This window comes from Allobosea sp. FBZP-16 (assembly GCF_002831785.1).
Lineage (GTDB): Bacteria > Pseudomonadota > Alphaproteobacteria > Rhizobiales > Beijerinckiaceae > Allobosea > Allobosea lupini.
Genome location: NZ_LNCQ01000025.1, coordinates 28,318 through 44,059 on the forward strand (window position 1 = coordinate 28,318; position 15,742 = coordinate 44,059).

Below are 15,742 nucleotides of genomic sequence, written 5' to 3' on the forward strand. Positions count from 1 at the left end.
GGCCTTATGGCATGCTGGCCTGGATCGAGACCGAGATCCCCGACGGCAAGGGTGGCAGCGAGAAACTCTCCCGGCTCATGCTGGCGCAGGATACGGGCACCGCGATCGTCGGGCCGGCGCGGATCGATCTCTTCGTCGGCTCCGGAGCGCAAGCGGGACATCGCGCCGGTCTGATCCGGCATCCTGTCGATTTCATCGTGCTTTGGCCGCGCTGAGCCATGCGCCGGCGCGGCAAGCTTCTGTCCGAGGCGGAACTCGCGCTCTGGCGCCAGGTTGCGCGCACGGTGAAGCCGCTGGCCGGCCGTGCACCGGTCGAGCCTGAACCGGAAGCAGCACGGCCCGAACCCGCTCCGATTGCGGACAACGTCTCGCCTCCAGCCATGTTGACACCAGCCCGGCCCGCCAAGCCGGCACCGCCGCCCCTGGTTCCGCTGGACCGGCGCCTGCGCACGCAATTGCGCCGCGGCCAGCAGGGCGTCGAGGCTGTCATCGACCTTCACGGCCTGCGCCAGGACGAGGCGCATTCGGCCTTGCGCGGCTTCCTGCGCCTGCAGCAGCAGCGCGGCGCCAGGCTTGTGCTGGTGGTGACCGGCAAGGGCATAGCCGGCGAGGTGCCTTATGGCGAGGAGAGGGGCATCCTGCGCCGCAACGTGCCGCATTGGCTGCGCCTTCCTGACCTGCGCCCGCTGGTGCTCGGCTTCGACGAGGCCGAGCAGCGCCATGGCGGCGCAGGCGCGCTCTATATCCGCCTGCGTCGCAGCCGGGAGGTCGACTGATGACGCCGTTCGGCCGCCGCGTCCGTGAACTGCGTGCCGCCCGCGGCGTCACGCTGGCGCAGATGGCGCAGGCGCTCGGCGTCACCCCGGCCTATCTGTCGGCGCTGGAGCACGGCAAGCGCGGCCAGCCAACCTTCACCCTGATCCAGAGCGCAATCCATCATCTCGGCGTGATCTGGGACGAGGCCGACGAATTGATCCGCCTCGCCGAACTGTCTCACCCGCGCATCGTCATCGACACCGCCGGCCTCGAACCGGAAGCGACCCTGTTCGCCAATCGCCTCGCCCATGAGGTACAATGGCTCGGCCCGTCGGACCTGGCGGCACTGACCTCGATCCTCGACAGTGCAGCGCGCAGGCGCGGAAGCGCTTGACCTGACCTGCCGGCAATGCAACACGCCGCCATCCTCCCGCCATCACGGATCGTTCAATGACCTCCAAGCGCTACGACGTGCTCGCCTTGGGCAACGCCATCGTCGACGTCTTCGCTTCGGCGGAGGAAGACTTCCTGATGAAGTACGAGCTGGTCAAAGGCTCGATGGCGCTGATCGACGAGCCGCGGGCCGAGCTGCTCTACGGCGCGATGGGCCCGGGCAAGGTGGTCTCGGGTGGCTCGGCCGCCAACACCATCGCCGGCCTCGCTTCCTTCGGCGGCAAGGGCGCCTTCATCGGCAAGGTCAAGGCCGACGAGCTCGGCAAGCTCTACCGTCACGACCTGACCTCGCTCGGGGTTGCCTTCGACACCGCCGCGGCGACCGACGGCCCGGCGACGGCACGCTCCTTCATCATCGTCACCCCCGATGGCGAGCGCACGATGAACACCTATCTCGGCGCCTGCCAGGGCCTGTCGCCGGCCGATGTCGACCCGGCCACTGTCGAGAACGCCGACATCGTCTATCTCGAAGGCTATCTCTGGGATCCGCCGGCGGCCAAGGACGCCTTCCGCAAGGCGTCGGAGCTTGCCCACAAGGCCGGCGGCCGCGTCGCCATCACCTTGTCCGACTCCTTCTGCGTCGATCGCTACCGCGACGAATTCCTCGGCCTGATCCGCAATGGCCTGGTCGACCTCGTCTTCGCCAACGAGCACGAGCTGAAGAGCCTCTACCAGAGCGCGGACTTTGACACGGCGCTCGCAGCGATGCGGGCGGAGAACATCCTCGCTGTTATCACCCGCTCGGAGAACGGCGCGCTGGCGCTGACGCCGGACGGCGTCGTGGCCGAGCCGGTCTTCCCGATCGAGCGGGTCGTCGATGCGACCGGCGCCGGCGATCTCTTCGCCGCGGGCTTCCTGCATGGCCTGACCTCGGGCCGCGAAGCGCGCGACTGCCTGCGGCTCGGTGCGCTTGCCGCCGCCGAGGTCATCAGCCATGTCGGCGCGCGCCCGGACGTCAACCTGAAGACGCTCGCCGGCAATAACGGTTTGCTCTGATATGTGAGGGCGGGCGGCTCAGGCCGCCCGCCGCAGCCCCGTCGCGCTCCAGATCTCGCTGAGCGCGCCGACCAGGGTGGCGATGTCCTCGTCCGAATGCAGCGGCGTCGGCGTGATCCGCAGGCGTTCGGTGCCGCGCGCCACGGTCGGGTAGTTGATCGGCTGGACGTAGATCGCAAAGCGCTCCAGCAACTCGTCACTGATCCGCTTGCACAGGGCGGCATCGCCGACCATCACCGGCACGATATGGCTGGGATTGCTGAGATGCGGGATGCCGGCCCGGTCAAGCTGCCCGCGCAGCTTGCGGACACGGTCCTGCTGGCCCTCGCGCTCGGACGAGCTCGTCTTGAGATGCCGGATCGCGGCCAGCGCGCCCGCGGCGAGCGCCGGCGGCAGCGAGCTCGAGAAGATGAAGCCCGAGGCGAAGCTGCGGATGAAGTCGCACAGCTCTGCAGAGCCGGTGACATAGCCGCCCATCACGCCGAAGGATTTCGCCAGCGTGCCCTCGATCAAGTCGAGCCGGTGGGTCAGCCCGTCGCGCTCGCTGACGCCGCCGCCGCGGGCGCCGTAGAGCCCGACGGCATGGACCTCGTCGATATAGGTCAGCGCGCCGAATTCCTCGGCGAGATCGCAGAATTCGGCGACCGGCGCGATGTCGCCATCCATCGAATAGACCGATTCGAAAGCGATCAGCTTCGGCCGTGCCGGATCGATCGCCTGCAGCTTGCGGCGCAGATCCTGCGCGTCGTTATGGGCGAAGATCAGCTTCTCGGCGCGCGAATGCCGGATGCCCTCGATCATCGAGGCATGGTTGGCGGCGTCGGTCAGCACGACGCAGCCGGGAATGCGCGCGGCCAGCGTCGAGAGCGAGGCCCAGTTCGACATGTAGCCGGAGTTGAACAGCAGCGCCGCCTCCTTGCCGTGCAGGTCGGCAAGCTCGCGCTCCAGCAGGACATGGTAGTGGTTTGTGCCGGCGATGTTGCGCGTGCCGCCTGCGCCTGCGCCGCAGGCATCGAGCGCTTCGCGCATCGCGGCGAGCACGGCGGGGTGCTGGCCCATGCCGAGATAATCGTTCGAGCACCAGACGGTGACCTCGCGCGACCCGTTCGGACCATGGAAGGCGGCGCGCGGGAAGCGGCCGGCGCGGCGCTCGAGATCGGCGAAGACGCGGTAGCGGCCCTCGGCCTTGAGGGCGTCGAGCTCGCTGCGGAAAAAGGCCTCGAAATCCATTGGGGAGCCTCCTGGCGCCACCTTTGAGGGATTCCAGGCACAGGGTAAAGGCGCGCCGATGTCGCGCCGCAGCAAGGCCGCGTCGCATCGTGCAAGGTCCTTTTCGCTTCCGGCAGGGAATGGGCCTTTCCCTTTGACGCGCTCGCCCTTTAGATCGTCGGCAAAGCTGACGAGGACCAGGCCATGGCGGTAACGATCGACGGACGAACCCTGAAGGGCAGGCAGGTGCTGCGCGTGGCCCGGCCTGGCGCCGCCGGCCGCTATGAGAAGGCGACCTTGGCCAAATCGGCCCGCGAGGCGATCGCGGCGACGCGCGCCCATATCGACGCCAATTTCATGAACGACGAAGCCCCGTTCATGTACTCCTTCAACACCGGCGTCGGCCTGTTCAAGGACCAGCGCGTGCTGATGTCGGAGATGACCGAGTATCAGCGCAAGAGCGTCTACGCCCACGCCACCGGCATCGGCGAGCCCTTCGCGGAGGATGTCACGCGCGCCACCATGCTGCTGCGCGCCAACGCCTTCGCCTCCAACTATTCCGGCCCGCAGGTCGCCCTGGTCGAGCGCCTGCTCGCCTGCCTCAATGCCGGCATCCACCCGGTGATCCCGCAGAAGGGCTCGGTCGGCGCCTCCGGCGACCTTGCCCCGCTCGCCCATATGTCGGCCGCGGTCTGCGGCTTCGAGGAGGCGGAGGCGGTCTACAAGGGCAAGCGGATGAAGGCCCGCGACGCGCTGGCCAAGGCCGGGCTCGAGCCCGACTTCAAGCTCGGCGCCAAGGATGCCTCGGCCCTGATCAACGGCTCGACGGTGTCGCTGGCACTCGGCGTGCTCGCGACCGAGGACGCCAAGCGGCTGATCAAGGCCGCCGATATCGGCCTCGCGCTTTCGCTCGAAGCGATGCGCGGGGAGCTTGCCGCCTTCGATCCGCGCGTCCATGCCGCCCGCCCGCATCCCGGCCAGGCCCTGGTCGCGCGCAACCTGCTCAAGATCACGCAGGGTTCGAAGCGCTGCTCGGCCTCGGCCCGCGAGACGATCTATCCCGACGAAATCGGCCGCACGCCCGGCAAGCCGCCGGCGCCGCGCGTGCAAGACGTCTATTCGCTGCGCTGCGCCCCGCAGGTGCATGGCCCAGCCCGCGAGGCGCTCGACTATGTCAGCAGGATCATCGCGACCGAGACCAATTCGGCGACCGACAACCCGCTCATCTTCCCCGAGGATGACGGCTACCGCGTCATCTCCGGCGGCCATTTCCACGGCCAGTATGTCGCGCAGGCGATGGACCTGCTCGCCATCGCCATGACCGACCTGGGCTCGATCTGCGAGCGCCGTCTCGCCCGCCTGGTCGACCCGACCCTGAGCTACGGCCTGCCGCGCAACCTGCTCGCCGGCAAGCGCGGCCTCAACACCGGTTTTGCCACCGTGCAGTGCTCGATGTCGGCGCTGGTGATGGAGAACCGCACGCTGTCCTCGCCCGGCTCGGTCGATTCGATCCCCGGCAAGTCCAATGCCGAGGACCATGTCTCGAACTCGACCTGGTGCGGCCGCAAGGCGCGCACGATCGTCGAGAATGTCGAGATGATCATCGCGGCCGAGATCCTGATGGCCTGCCAGGCGCTCTCGCTGATCGCCGAGACCGCCAAGGCCCATCCGCTCGGAAAGGGCACGCAGGCGGCGCTCGACGCCCTGCGCGAGACGATCCCGCCGGCGCTCGACGGCGATCGCTGGTACGCCGCCGAGATGAACCAGGCGACGGCTCTGATCCGCTCGGGCGCAATCGTCGAGGCGGTCGAGGCGGCTGTGGGGGCCTTGGAGTAAGGCGGAAGCGTCGCCTTCCTCGTCATGGTCGGGCTTGTCCCGGCCATCCACGTCTTCCTTTGGGCAGGGCGGTGTTCAAGACGTGGATGCTCGCCACAAGGGCGAGCATGACGGCTGAGCTTGTCAGACGCCCATCAGTACAGCGTCGCCCTGACCCGCTCCGGCAGCGCCTTGTCATAGGCCTCACCGTCGAACGCTTCCGTCGCCGCTCGCGCCGAGATGTCGCGCAGGATCGTGCCGGCGCTCGGCAGCGAGCGCTTGTCGACTTGCGCCGCGGGGTTCCAGAGATCGGCCCGCACCACCGCTCGCGAGCACTGGAAATAGGCGGCCTCGACCGTGACCACGATCACGCAGGCCGGCAGCTTGCCAGCCATCTCGAAGCGCGCACACAGCCCCGGATCGGTCGAGAGCACCGCGGTGCCGTTCACACGCAGGGTTTCGCCGTAACCGGGGATCAGAAAGAGCATTCCGATTCGATTGTCGGACAGAAGATTCTTCAATGAATCCAATCTGTTATTGCCTCTTCTGTCCGGAATCAGCAGCGTTTTCGCGTCGCTCACGGTGACAAAGCCCGGCTGATCCCCGCGCGGTGAGCAATCCAGCCCCTCCGGACCATTGGTCGCGAGCACGAAAAACGGCGACGCCGCGATCAGCGCGCCGTAGTTGGCGTCGATGTGATCGATCTCCTTGATGACCGAGGCCGGTGCGACCGGATTTGGATAAACCACGGCGAGCTGATCAAGCGACGTTATGCGATGGGCGGTCATGCCAGCCTCCGAAGACAATAAGTCTAGACTATTCGACTTCGCTGCCTCGCACCAGAGGGACCCCAAAAGAAAACGCCCCGCACCATCAGGTGCGGGGCGTCTGATTCACGTGAAACGCAGATCGCGGATCAGTCCTCGGCGCCCTGGCGCTCGCGGGACTTCTCGGCCTCGCGCTCCGCCTTCAGCTTCTCGGTGATGTCCTCGCCGGTGGTCTGGTCGACCACCTTCATCGACAGGCGCACCTTGCCGCGCTCGTCCATGCCGAGGAACTTGACCTTGACCTTGTCGCCTTCCTTGACGACGTCTTGCACCTTCTGGACCCGGCGCGGGGCCAGCTCCGAGATGTGGACGAGACCGTCCTTGGCGCCGAAGAAATTCACGAAGGCGCCGAACTCCATGACCTTCACGACGGTGCCGTCATAGATCATGCCCGGCTCGGCTTCGGAGACGATCGACTTGATCCACTTGATCGCCGCTTCGATCGACTTGCCGTCGGCCGAGGCGATCTTGATGGTGCCGTCGTCCTCGATGTTGACCTTGGCGCCGGTCTTCTCGACGATCTCGCGAATGACCTTGCCGCCCGAACCGATGACTTCGCGGATCTTGTCGACCGGGATCTTCATCGTCTCGATGCGCGGCGCATACTCGCCGAGCTGGCCACGCGAGGCCGACAGCGCCTTGTTCATCTCGCCGAGGATGTGATCGCGACCGCCCTTGGCCTGGTCGAGGGCGACCTTCATGATCTCCTCGGTGATGCCGGCGATCTTGATGTCCATCTGCAGCGAGGTGATGCCCTCGGCGGTGCCGGCGACCTTGAAGTCCATGTCGCCGAGATGGTCCTCGTCGCCGAGGATGTCGGAGAGCACCGCGAAGCGCTCGCCTTCCAGGATCAGGCCCATGGCGATGCCCGCGACCGGTGCCTTCAGCGGCACGCCGGCATCCATCAGCGCCAGCGAGGTGCCGCAGACGGTGGCCATCGAGGATGAACCGTTCGACTCGGTGATCTCCGAGACGACGCGGATCGTGTAGGGGAATTCCGACTTCGCCGGCAGCATCGGGCGAATGGCGCGCCAGGCGAGCTTGCCATGGCCGATTTCGCGGCGGCCGGGCGAACCCATGCGGCCGGCTTCACCCACCGAATAGGGGGGGAAGTTGTAGTGCAGCAGGAAGGTCTCCTTGTAGGTGCCTTCCAGCGAGTCGATGAACTGCTCGTCGTCGCCGGTGCCCAGCGTGGTCACGACCAGCGCCTGGGTCTCGCCGCGGGTGAACAGCGCCGAACCGTGGGTGCGCGGCAGGATGCCGGCTTCCGAGACGATCTTGCGGACCGTCTTCAGGTCGCGGCCGTCGATGCGGACGCCGTCGTCGAGAATGGTCCAGCGCACCACCTTGGCCTGGGCTTCCTTGAACTGGCCGGCGACCTGTTCCTTGGTGAAGGTGGTCTTGCCGTCCGGCGTCTCGGAGACGAGCGCCTGAACCTTGGCCTTGGCGGCGTCCAGCGCCTTGTAGCGCTCGGCCTTGGTGGTGATCTTGTAGGCGGCGCGGATATCCGCATCGACCAGCTTCAGTACGGCCTCGAGCACGACCGAATTGTCGGCCGGCACGTAGTCGCGCGGCTCCTTGGCGGCCTTCTCGGCCAGGCGGATGATCGCGTCGATCACCGGCTGGAAGTGCTTGTGGCCGAACATCACGGCGCCGAGCATGACCTCCTCGGAGAGCTGCTTGGCCTCCGACTCGACCATCAGCACGGCGTCGGGCGTGCCGGCAACGACGAGGTCGAGCTGCGATTCCTTGATCTCGTCGACCAGCGGGTTGAGCTTGTAGGCGCCGTCGAAATAGCCGACGCGGGCAGCGCCGACCGGGCCCATGAACGGCACGCCGGAGAGCGTCAGCGCGGCGGAGGCCGCAACCATGGCGACGATGTCGGGGTCGTTCTCGAGGTCATGCTGCAGCACGGTGCAGACGACCTGCGTCTCGTTGCGATAGCCTTCGACGAAGAGCGGGCGGATCGGCCGGTCGATCAGGCGCGAAACCAGCGTCTCCTTCTCGGTCGGGCGTCCCTCGCGCTTGAAATAGCCGCCGGGAATGCGGCCGGCGGCGAAGGTCTTTTCCTGGTAGTTCACGGTCAGCGGGAAGAAGTCGATCCCGGGCTTGGGCGACTTGGCGGAGACGACGGTCGCGAGCACCACGGTCTCGCCATAGGTGGCGAGCACGGCGGCATCGGCCTGGCGGGCGATCTTGCCGGTTTCGAGCACGAGCTTGCGCCCGCCCCAGATCAGCTCTTCGGTCTGTACATCGAACATAGAGTTTTCTTTCGGTCGGATGCGATCCGTCCGGCGTCGATCGTGCCCATGGGCAAGACGGCTAAACGTCCGGGAGGTGCTTGCAGGAAGCGCGCCCGGGCGCTCGGCGATCCTGCCATGAGCGTCGCTGACGCCGGCGGATCATGCGGGAAGCCGCCCCATGCGGTTGCCGCACTGGAATGGGAGGTCGCGTCATTGCGGCGCTCCCGGATTGAGGCCGATCAATTGGCCCCTAGCAGAACCGCCCGGAGCAGCGAGGCACCGGGCGGAATTCCGTCTCGATCAGCGGCGGATGCCGAGCTTCTCGATCAGCGTCTTGTAGCGCGCCTCTTCCTTGCCCTTGAGGTAGTCGAGCAGGGAGCGGCGCTGCGAGACCAGCTTGAGCAGGCCGCGACGCGAATGGTTGTCCTTGGTGTGGGACTTGAAGTGGCCGGTCAGGTTGTTGATGCGCTCGGTGAGGATCGCGACCTGGACTTCCGGCGAGCCGGTGTCGTTCGGCTTGGTGGCATGTTCCTTGATGAGCGCGGTCTTGCGCTCGGCAGTGATCGACATCGTGATGTCCTTTGGTTCGGTGTTGATCTGGCGGGCCAGGCCGGGATGTCGTCCAGCAAGGTCCGAAGCCCGCATCCGCTTCATCGCGGAAGGAATGCGCAGCCGGCTGTCGGGCCGGTTGCCCGGGCATATACACGAAATCCAGGGAAACGCTAGGGTGCTGCAGCGCAGCACGGGGAAAGCGCAGCTCTCGGAACCTCTGTTGGTTCCGCAGGTTGACTTGCCGCAAGTTTCCAAACCCGGGAGCAGCGTATCATGCCCGCCATGCCGAAGGACCGCCTCATCGCCGCGCTCGGAGCCCAGCTTCGGGCAGAGCGCGAGACCCGCGACGCGCTCCGCGACGTGATCGCCAATGGTCAGCTCGACCGCGAGGTCCTGCTCGCAATCCTCTCGGATCCGGTGCCGATCGTGACCCGCGACGAGATTGTCAGGGCCGAAGCCTGGCTGCGCGGCCTGCCGCCGGCCTTGCCCGCCCCGCCCAAGCTGAGGGCGGCCTGATGGCGCCCCGGCCGGCCTGGAAGGGCTATCTCAAGCTCTCGCTGGTCTCCTGCGCCGTCGAATTGACCTCGGCGACTGACCATAGCGAGAAGGTGTCCTTCCGCGTCATCAACCGCAAGACCGGCAACACGGTCAGGCGCCAATATATCGATAGCGTCAGCGGCAAGCCGGTCGATACCGACGACGAGGTCAAGGGCTACGAGATCGGCGGCGATGAATACCTGCTGATCGAGGAAGACGAGATCGATGCGGTCCAGATCGAGAGCTCGCACACACTCTCGATCGAGCAATTCGTCGACCGCGCCGCGATCCCGCAGATCTATTTCGACCAGCCCTATTATCTCAGCCCCTCCGACGAGGTTTCGGAGGAAGCCTTTGCCGTGATCCGCGAGGCCATGGCGAAGCAGAAGAAGGCCGGCATCGCGCGCATCGTGCTCTATCGCCGCGAGCGTCCGGTGATGATCGAGCCCTTCGACAAGGGACTGCTGCTGACCACGCTGCGCTACGACAAGACCGTGCGCCAGCCGGACGAGGTCTTCGACGGGCTGAGCAAGGGCAAGCTCGACGAGGAACTGGTCGAGCTCGCCACGCACATCATCGAGAAGAAGCAGGCGAAGTTCGATCCGAGCGGCTTCGAGGACCGGTACGAGGAGGCGCTGCTCGAGCTGATCGCGGCCAAGCGCAAGGGCAAGAAGCCGCCGGTGGCGAAGCCGGCCGAGCGCCCCTCCAACGTCGTCAATCTGTTCGAGGCGCTGAAGAAGAGCCTTGGCGAGGAAAGCGGTTCGCCCGGCAAGTCGGCGGCTCGCGAAAGGAAATCGGCGAGCGCGCGCAAGCCGACGAAGAAGACCGCTGCCGGCAAGGCCAAAAAAAGCGCCTGACGCGCGTCGGAGGGCGCCATGGCCAATCTCGACCTCTACCGTTCGAAGCGTGATTTCTCCCGCACACGTGAGCCTAAAGGGGCTGCCAGCCGCCGCAAGGCAGCCCGGAGCGGCGGCGCCTTCGTCATACACAAGCACGCCGCGCGCCGTCTCCACTACGATCTCAGGCTCGAGCATGACGGCGTGCTCTGGTCCTGGGCGGTGACGCGCGGGCCGAGCCTCGATCCGGCCGAGAAGCGCCTCGCCGTCCATGTCGAGGACCACCCGCTCGAATACGGCGCTTTTGAGGGCACGATTCCGGAAGGCGAGTACGGTGCCGGCTCGGTCGTCATCTGGGACGAGGGCAAATGGATCCCGGAAGGCGACCCTGTCCGCGGCATGGAGAAGGGTCACCTCGCCTTCACGCTCGAAGGCCACAAGCTCGGTGGCCGCTGGCATCTGGTCAGGTTGAAGCCACGGCGTGGCGAGAAGCGCGACAACTGGCTGCTGATCAAGGTCGACGACGATTTTGCCCGCGACGACGAGGACATCCTCGAGACCGCGCCTGATTCGGTGAAATCCGGCCGCAGCGTCGAGGAAGTCGGCGAGGATCCCGTAGGCGACGTCTGGTCGACCGATGAGAAGCCCGCGAAGGGGCGCAAGCCCAAGGGCGCAAAGGCCAAGACCGCCACGGCAAAACCAGCGAAGGCCAAGGCGGCCCGCCGCTCACAGAACGCCGATGGTGAGTCGCTACCGCGTTTCGTCGAGCCCTGTCTCGCGACCTTGCAGGACAAGCCCCCGGCCGGCGACGCCTGGCTGCATGAGGTCAAGTTCGACGGCTATCGCCTGCAGGCGCGCATCTCCGCCGGCAAGGTCAAGCTGCTCACCCGCTCCGGGCTCGACTGGACCGAGCGCTTTGGCGAGCGCATCGCCGATGCACTGGCTGCGCTGCCTTGCGAGACCGCGTTGATCGACGGCGAGGTCGTGGCGTTGGGCGAAAATGGCATCTCCTCCTTTTCCGCGCTTCAGGCCGCGCTGTCGGAGGGGAAGACTGCGAACCTGGTTTTCTTCGCCTTCGACTTGCTCCATCTCGATGGCGCAAACCTGCAAACCGAGCCGCTGCTCGCCCGCAAGGAGCAGCTGGAAGAGCTGCTCAAGGTCGCCGACGTGGACTCGCCGCTGCGTTATTCCGAGCATTTCCTCGAGCCGGGCCAGACCATGCTGCGCCACGCCTGCCGCATGGGACTGGAGGGCGTGATCTCCAAGCGCGCCGAAGCGCCCTATCGCAGCGGCCGCGGGCGCGACTGGATCAAGTCGAAATGTACGCAGCGCCAGGAATTCGTCATCGCCGGCTATGTGCCGTCGAAAGCCTCGCGCAATCAGCTCGGCTCCCTCGTTCTCGGCTATCACGAGGATGGCGAACTGAAGCCCGCGGGCCGCGTCGGCACCGGCTTTACCCGCAACTCCGCAGCCGCGTTGAAGAAGACGCTCGACGCCATCGCCGCAAAAGCCTCGCCATTCCGCGGCGAAGCCGGACGTGAGCGTGGTATCGTCTGGGTGAAGCCCGAACTCGTGGCAGAGATCGCTTTCGGTTCCTGGACGGCCTCGAAGACGCTCCGGCACTCGGCTTTCCTCGGCCTGCGCGAGGACAAGCCGGCCGATGAAGTCGTCGCGGAGAAGCCGGTCAAGGCCGAAGCGAAGAAGGCCCAGCGTGCGACGAAGACCAGCCGCAAGGCCGGCCCGGAGACGACCGTGACGCTGAGCAATCCCGACAAGCTGCTCTGGCCCGACATCGGTTTCAGCAAGCAGGATCTGCTCGACTACTACGCCCGCGTCTGGGAGCGCATGGCACCTTTCGTGGTGGACCGCCCCCTCAGCCTGTTGCGGGCGCCCGATGGCGTCGGCGGGCAGGTCTTCTTCCAGAAGCACGCTGGCGCCGGCCTGCATAAGGCGGTGGCGCGCATGAAGGACAAGGATGGCGAGGAGCTTCTGTTCATCCGCGATTTCGACGGGCTCGCGGCGCTCGTCCAGCTCGGCACCGTCGAAGTCCACGTCTGGGGCGCAAAAATCGATGCGGTCGAGATGCCGGACCAGATCATATTCGATCTCGATCCCGACAAGGGCGTGCCGATGGAGCGTGTGCGCGAGGCGGCGCTCACCGTACGCGAGCGCCTCGACGAGCTCGGCTTCGAGAGCTTTCTCAAGACCTCCGGCGGCAAGGGCTTCCATGTCGTCCTGCCGCTGACGCCGAAAGCGGATTGGGACGCGGTCAAGGGCTTCGCCCGCGACTTCGCCAAGGCGATGGAGCAGGCCGAGCCGAAGCTCTACACCGCCACGCTCTCGAAAAAGGCGCGCAAGGGCCGCATCTTCATCGACTATCTCAGGAATGGCCGCGGCTCGACCGCGATCGCGCCGTTCTCGACAAGGGCGCGGCCCGGCGCCGCGGTGGCCATGCCGGTCGCCTGGGAGCTGCTGGAGAAGGATCTGGCGCCCGATGCCTACAAGGCGCCGGAGGTCACGAAGAAGGGACCGCCTGACGACGCCTGGGCCGCTTTCTTCAAGCCGAAGCGAGCACTGAAGCGCTGATCAGGCGGCGATCTCGCCGCGATCATAGCGGCGCTGCGCTTCCTCGACCTCGCCGATATGAGCCTCCGCCCATTGCGTCAGTGCTGCGACCGTACCGGCGAGCGTGCGCCCGAGCGGTGTCAGCGAATACTCGACCGTGACAGGCACTGTCGCGAAGGCGCGACGCGAGATCAGCCCGTCGCGCTCTAGGCTCTTCAGCGTCTGCGACAGCATCTTCTGTGAGATCGAGTCGATCCGCCGACGCAACTCGTTGAAGCGCAACGTCTCCTGCTCGAGCAGGATCAACACCAGAACCGCCCATTTGTCGCCGATGCGGTCGAGCACCCGCCGCGTTGGGCAGCGGGCGTTGAAGGCGTCGGGGCGATGAAGCATGGCGGTTTCCGGCAGGTGACCTTGTGGCGTGAAAGTGCCTTCTTGAGAGAAAGTCGCATGGCTGCCATCTGGTGTCCATCGGGATGTAGGTTCCCAACGGATACCAGGGAAGATCACCATGAAGATTGCTCTCATCGGCGCCACCGGCTTCATCGGCTCGCGCCTGCTCGCCGAGCTGACCAGCCGCGGCCATCAGGTTACCGCCATCGTCCGCAATCCCGAAAAGGTGCCGCAAGGCGCGGGCATCGTGGCGACGAAGGGCGATGTCTACGACAAGAACGGGCTCGCTGCGTTGCTCGCTGGCCATGACGCGGCGATCAGCTCGGTGCACTACACCGCCAGTGATCCGGCGGTTCTGCTCGCGGCGGTCAAGCAGTCCGGCGTGAAGCGCTATCTCGTCGTCGGCGGCGCCGGCAGCCTCGAGGTCGCGCCGGGCGTCAAGCTGTTCGACACCAAGGAATTCCCGGCACTCTATCTCGACGAGGCCAGGAAGGGCGGCGCCTATCTCGATCAGCTGAAGGGCGAGAGCGATCTCGACTGGACCTTCCTCTCGCCCTCCGCCCTGATCGAGCCGGGCGAGCGCACCGGCAAGTTCCGCCTCGGCAAGGACCAGCTCCTGGTCGACGATAACGGCCAGAGCCGGATCTCGGCCGAGGACTATGCCATTGCCTTGGTCGACGAGCTGGAAAAGCCGGCGCATTCGCGCCGGCGCTTTACCGTCGGCTACTGAGACGGGACCTGCTAGCGTCCCCTCTCAGCATGGGCGCCGTTACCGGCCAGATTGCATCAGTCTGGCCGGATCCAGCTGCAAAATCCGGCGGAAACGCTTCTCGCCGAAGGCGAGCTGGCCGCGGCGCAGTTCGCCGCTCCAGACATGGCCGGCGTCGCTCTCGAAATAGAGCTGCGACGCATCGACCTCGTAGCGGCCGCCATGACCCGGTGCCTGGTCGCGCTGCTTGCCGAAGCGGCCATTGGGACGAAGATCGAGCCGGATGGCGCCATCCTCGCTGACCCAGCGGCCGAGCACGGCGAGTTCGGCCTTGGTCAGCGGCTCCGGAAGCTCGAGATCGATCTCGAGCGGACGAACCGACGGCTTGGCCGGCACGATGATCGACGCGATCGCGCCAAGCGACTGGAAGACCTGGTTGAAGGGCATGATGATCTCCTTTCGTTCAGGTTGTTGGGCGGTGCGGATAGCGCCGCCTTTGACAGGAATATGTCAGTAGCGGGCGGCTCGGGGCGCCAGGGCGTTCCGCTCCTGGGTCCGTTGGTCGACGACGCTGCCGGTATGGCGGGATAATGCACCGGAGCGAGGCTGGAGCGGTAGACCGATCCGCCGCGATCATTGCCTGATCCTCCAGCGCTGCAGCCCACCCATGGCAAAGCACAATCAATTCCTTATATGGAACTCCAGGCAGCTGGGCCGTCTTCCAGCGACCTGCCAGGAGGTCGGCACATGTCCCAGGTCGAGGAACTCGCCAGGTTGATCGCGCGCTTTGCGCCGAGCGACGGCGTCCACCAGACCGCGGTCCCACGCTTGAAGGTCGTCCGTCTCTCGCAACCCAGCGAGCCGATGCATGGCCTGCACGAGCCGGCGCTTTGCATCATCGCCCAAGGCGCCAAGCAGGTGATTCTGGGCGACCAGATCTATCGCTACGACGCCGCCCATTGCCTCGTCGTCTCGCTCGACCTGCCGGTCATCGGCCAGGTGATCGAGGCGACGCCGGAAGAGCCCTATCTCTGCGTCAAGCTCGAGCTGGATCCGGCCGCCATCGGCGCTCTGATGCTGGAAGCGCCGCCGCTGACCGAGCGGGAATTGTCATCCGGTCCGGGCCTGACAGTCGGACCGATGACTCCAGCCTTGCGCGACGCCGTGATCAGGCTGACCAGCCTACTGGAGGCTCCCGCAGACATTGCGGTGCTGGCGCCGCTGGTCGAGCGCGAAATCCTCTATCGCCTGCTCACCGGAGAGCAGGCGGCGCGCCTGCGCCAGGTCGCCGTGGCGGAGAGCAAGCTGCAGCAGGTCAACCGCGCCATCGCCTGGATCAAGCGCAATTACCGCAGCCCCTTCAGCGTCGAAATCGTCGCGGCGGAGGCGCGGATGAGCCCTTCGGCGCTGCACCAGCATTTCAAGGCGGTAACGGCAATGAGCCCGCTGCAGTACCAGAAGCAGCTCAGATTGCAGGAAGCCCGCCGGCTGATCCTGGCCAGGGCGCATGACGCTGCCTCGGCCGGATTCCAAGTAGGCTATGAGAGCCCCTCGCAGTTCAGCCGGGAATATAGCCGCCTGTTCGGCGCTCCGCCGCTGCGTGATGTCGCGCGCCTGCGCGGTGCCTCGGCGGCTGACGCCGCCTAGAGCATTTCGTGCTTCTCCGAATCGCGGAAATGCTCCAGGTCTTTGTTTTATCGCATTTTCTTCACGCGAGCCGGTATCCACCTCGCTCGAGAATGCTCTAGAATTCCTCCCATCCCGCATCGCTGGCGCGTCCGTTCGCGGCCTTCCGGGGCTGGGGCGCAGCGGCCTTGCTCTGGGCGAAGGCGGCTTCGGCGAGCTGGCGCA

General features: G+C 66.3%; 16 protein-coding genes. 10 read left to right on the forward strand and 6 right to left on the reverse strand.

Annotation, left to right across the window (positions count from 1 at the left end):
- The 4 genes from CXY91_RS13695 to CXY91_RS13710 all read left to right on the forward strand — a co-directional run.
- Window positions 1-215 (forward strand): 3D domain-containing protein (locus CXY91_RS13695; protein WP_248307485.1); only part of this gene is annotated, 215 nt, incomplete at its 5' end.
- 3 nt (window positions 216-218) lie between these two features.
- Window positions 219-776: a Smr/MutS family protein gene (locus CXY91_RS13700; RefSeq protein ID WP_100961981.1), complete on the forward strand. Its 558-nt coding sequence runs from the start codon at window positions 219-221 to the stop codon at window positions 774-776.
- Window positions 776-1,150, forward strand: a complete 375-nt coding sequence (locus CXY91_RS13705) for a helix-turn-helix domain-containing protein (protein ID WP_091835899.1) — start codon at window positions 776-778, stop codon at window positions 1,148-1,150. Before CXY91_RS13700 ends, CXY91_RS13705 begins: the two co-directional genes overlap by 1 nt.
- A 56-nt stretch (window positions 1,151-1,206) precedes the next feature.
- A complete protein-coding gene (locus CXY91_RS13710; RefSeq protein WP_100961982.1) occupies window positions 1,207-2,205 on the forward strand; it encodes an adenosine kinase in 999 nt (332 codons plus the stop codon).
- Window positions 2,206-2,223: 18 nt separating this feature from the next.
- Here CXY91_RS13710 and hemA read toward each other — a convergent pair whose 3' ends face one another.
- Window positions 2,224-3,435 (reverse strand): 5-aminolevulinate synthase, encoded by a 1,212-nt coding sequence (gene hemA, locus CXY91_RS13715; protein ID WP_100961983.1) that lies wholly within the window; start codon window positions 3,433-3,435, stop codon window positions 2,224-2,226.
- 183 nt (window positions 3,436-3,618) lie between these two features.
- Between hemA and CXY91_RS13720 the strand changes: the two genes are divergently transcribed.
- Complete coding sequence (locus CXY91_RS13720) at window positions 3,619-5,250, forward strand: HAL/PAL/TAL family ammonia-lyase (protein WP_100961984.1); 1,632 nt, start codon at window positions 3,619-3,621, stop codon at window positions 5,248-5,250.
- 134 nt (window positions 5,251-5,384) lie between these two features.
- Here the strand turns inward: CXY91_RS13720 and CXY91_RS13725 are convergent, their stop codons facing one another.
- From CXY91_RS13725 to rpsO, 3 genes are all read right to left on the reverse strand, one after another.
- Window positions 5,385-6,017, reverse strand: a complete 633-nt coding sequence (locus CXY91_RS13725; RefSeq protein WP_100961985.1) for a pyridoxamine 5'-phosphate oxidase family protein — start codon at window positions 6,015-6,017, stop codon at window positions 5,385-5,387.
- Between the two features lie 128 nt (window positions 6,018-6,145).
- Window positions 6,146-8,317 carry a polyribonucleotide nucleotidyltransferase gene (gene pnp, locus CXY91_RS13730; protein WP_091835883.1) on the reverse strand — a complete coding sequence of 724 codons (2,172 nt, stop codon included), beginning with the start codon at window positions 8,315-8,317 and terminating at the stop codon, window positions 6,146-6,148.
- 282 nt (window positions 8,318-8,599) lie between these two features.
- Window positions 8,600-8,869: a 30S ribosomal protein S15 gene (rpsO, locus tag CXY91_RS13735; RefSeq protein WP_091836097.1), complete on the reverse strand. Its 270-nt coding sequence runs from the start codon at window positions 8,867-8,869 to the stop codon at window positions 8,600-8,602.
- 255 nt (window positions 8,870-9,124) lie between these two features.
- Here rpsO and CXY91_RS13740 point away from each other — a divergent pair, with 255 nt between their 5' ends.
- The 3 genes from CXY91_RS13740 to ligD are packed head-to-tail and all read left to right on the forward strand — an operon-like array spanning window position 9,125 to window position 12,810.
- Entirely contained in the window at window positions 9,125-9,367 is a 243-nt protein-coding gene (locus CXY91_RS13740) for a hypothetical protein (RefSeq protein WP_091835880.1), read from the forward strand.
- The gene (gene ku, locus CXY91_RS13745; RefSeq protein ID WP_100961986.1) at window positions 9,367-10,245 is read left to right on the forward strand and encodes a non-homologous end joining protein Ku; all 879 of its coding nucleotides are present in this window, start codon (window positions 9,367-9,369) and stop codon (window positions 10,243-10,245) included. Before CXY91_RS13740 ends, ku begins: the two co-directional genes overlap by 1 nt.
- 18 nt (window positions 10,246-10,263) lie before the next feature.
- Window positions 10,264-12,810 (forward strand): DNA ligase D, encoded by a 2,547-nt coding sequence (gene ligD / locus CXY91_RS13750; protein WP_100961987.1) that lies wholly within the window; start codon window positions 10,264-10,266, stop codon window positions 12,808-12,810.
- Here the strand turns inward: ligD and CXY91_RS13755 are convergent, their stop codons facing one another.
- Window positions 12,811-13,182, reverse strand: a complete 372-nt coding sequence (locus CXY91_RS13755; RefSeq protein ID WP_100961988.1) for a winged helix-turn-helix transcriptional regulator — start codon at window positions 13,180-13,182, stop codon at window positions 12,811-12,813.
- Between the two features lie 118 nt (window positions 13,183-13,300).
- On the opposite strand from CXY91_RS13755, the gene CXY91_RS13760 reads away from it, so the two are divergent.
- Window positions 13,301-13,912: an NAD(P)-dependent oxidoreductase gene (locus CXY91_RS13760; protein WP_100961989.1), complete on the forward strand. Its 612-nt coding sequence runs from the start codon at window positions 13,301-13,303 to the stop codon at window positions 13,910-13,912.
- A gap of 39 nt (window positions 13,913-13,951) precedes the next feature.
- On the opposite strand, the gene CXY91_RS13765 is transcribed toward CXY91_RS13760, so the two are convergent.
- Window positions 13,952-14,338, reverse strand: a complete 387-nt coding sequence (locus CXY91_RS13765) for an Atu4866 domain-containing protein (protein ID WP_091835864.1) — start codon at window positions 14,336-14,338, stop codon at window positions 13,952-13,954.
- Between the two features lie 300 nt (window positions 14,339-14,638).
- On the opposite strand from CXY91_RS13765, the gene CXY91_RS13770 reads away from it, so the two are divergent.
- Window positions 14,639-15,538 carry an AraC family transcriptional regulator gene (locus CXY91_RS13770; RefSeq protein WP_100961990.1) on the forward strand — a complete coding sequence of 300 codons (900 nt, stop codon included), beginning with the start codon at window positions 14,639-14,641 and terminating at the stop codon, window positions 15,536-15,538.
- The last annotated feature ends 204 nt before the right edge of the window (window positions 15,539-15,742 follow it).

Bases quoted from the DNA above. Each gene is read 5' to 3' on its own strand.
- CXY91_RS13770 (WP_100961990.1), top strand. From the start codon at position 14,639: ATGTCCCAGGTCGAGGAACTCGCCAGGTTGATCGCGCGCTTTGCGCCG.
- CXY91_RS13725 (WP_100961985.1), bottom strand. From the start codon at position 6,017: ATGACCGCCCATCGCATAACGTCGCTTGATCAGCTCGCCGTGGTTTAT.
- CXY91_RS13740 (WP_091835880.1), top strand. From the start codon at position 9,125: ATGCCCGCCATGCCGAAGGACCGCCTCATCGCCGCGCTCGGAGCCCAG.
- CXY91_RS13700 (WP_100961981.1), top strand. From the start codon at position 219: ATGCGCCGGCGCGGCAAGCTTCTGTCCGAGGCGGAACTCGCGCTCTGG.
- CXY91_RS13720 (WP_100961984.1), top strand. From the start codon at position 3,619: ATGGCGGTAACGATCGACGGACGAACCCTGAAGGGCAGGCAGGTGCTG.
- CXY91_RS13755 (WP_100961988.1), bottom strand. From the start codon at position 13,182: ATGCTTCATCGCCCCGACGCCTTCAACGCCCGCTGCCCAACGCGGCGG.
- rpsO (WP_091836097.1), bottom strand. From the start codon at position 8,869: ATGTCGATCACTGCCGAGCGCAAGACCGCGCTCATCAAGGAACATGCC.
- CXY91_RS13765 (WP_091835864.1), bottom strand. From the start codon at position 14,338: ATGCCCTTCAACCAGGTCTTCCAGTCGCTTGGCGCGATCGCGTCGATC.
- pnp (WP_091835883.1), bottom strand. From the start codon at position 8,317: ATGTTCGATGTACAGACCGAAGAGCTGATCTGGGGCGGGCGCAAGCTC.
- hemA (WP_100961983.1), bottom strand. From the start codon at position 3,435: ATGGATTTCGAGGCCTTTTTCCGCAGCGAGCTCGACGCCCTCAAGGCC.
- ligD (WP_100961987.1), top strand. From the start codon at position 10,264: ATGGCCAATCTCGACCTCTACCGTTCGAAGCGTGATTTCTCCCGCACA.
- ku (WP_100961986.1), top strand. From the start codon at position 9,367: ATGGCGCCCCGGCCGGCCTGGAAGGGCTATCTCAAGCTCTCGCTGGTC.
- CXY91_RS13705 (WP_091835899.1), top strand. From the start codon at position 776: ATGACGCCGTTCGGCCGCCGCGTCCGTGAACTGCGTGCCGCCCGCGGC.
- CXY91_RS13760 (WP_100961989.1), top strand. From the start codon at position 13,301: ATGAAGATTGCTCTCATCGGCGCCACCGGCTTCATCGGCTCGCGCCTG.
- CXY91_RS13710 (WP_100961982.1), top strand. From the start codon at position 1,207: ATGACCTCCAAGCGCTACGACGTGCTCGCCTTGGGCAACGCCATCGTC.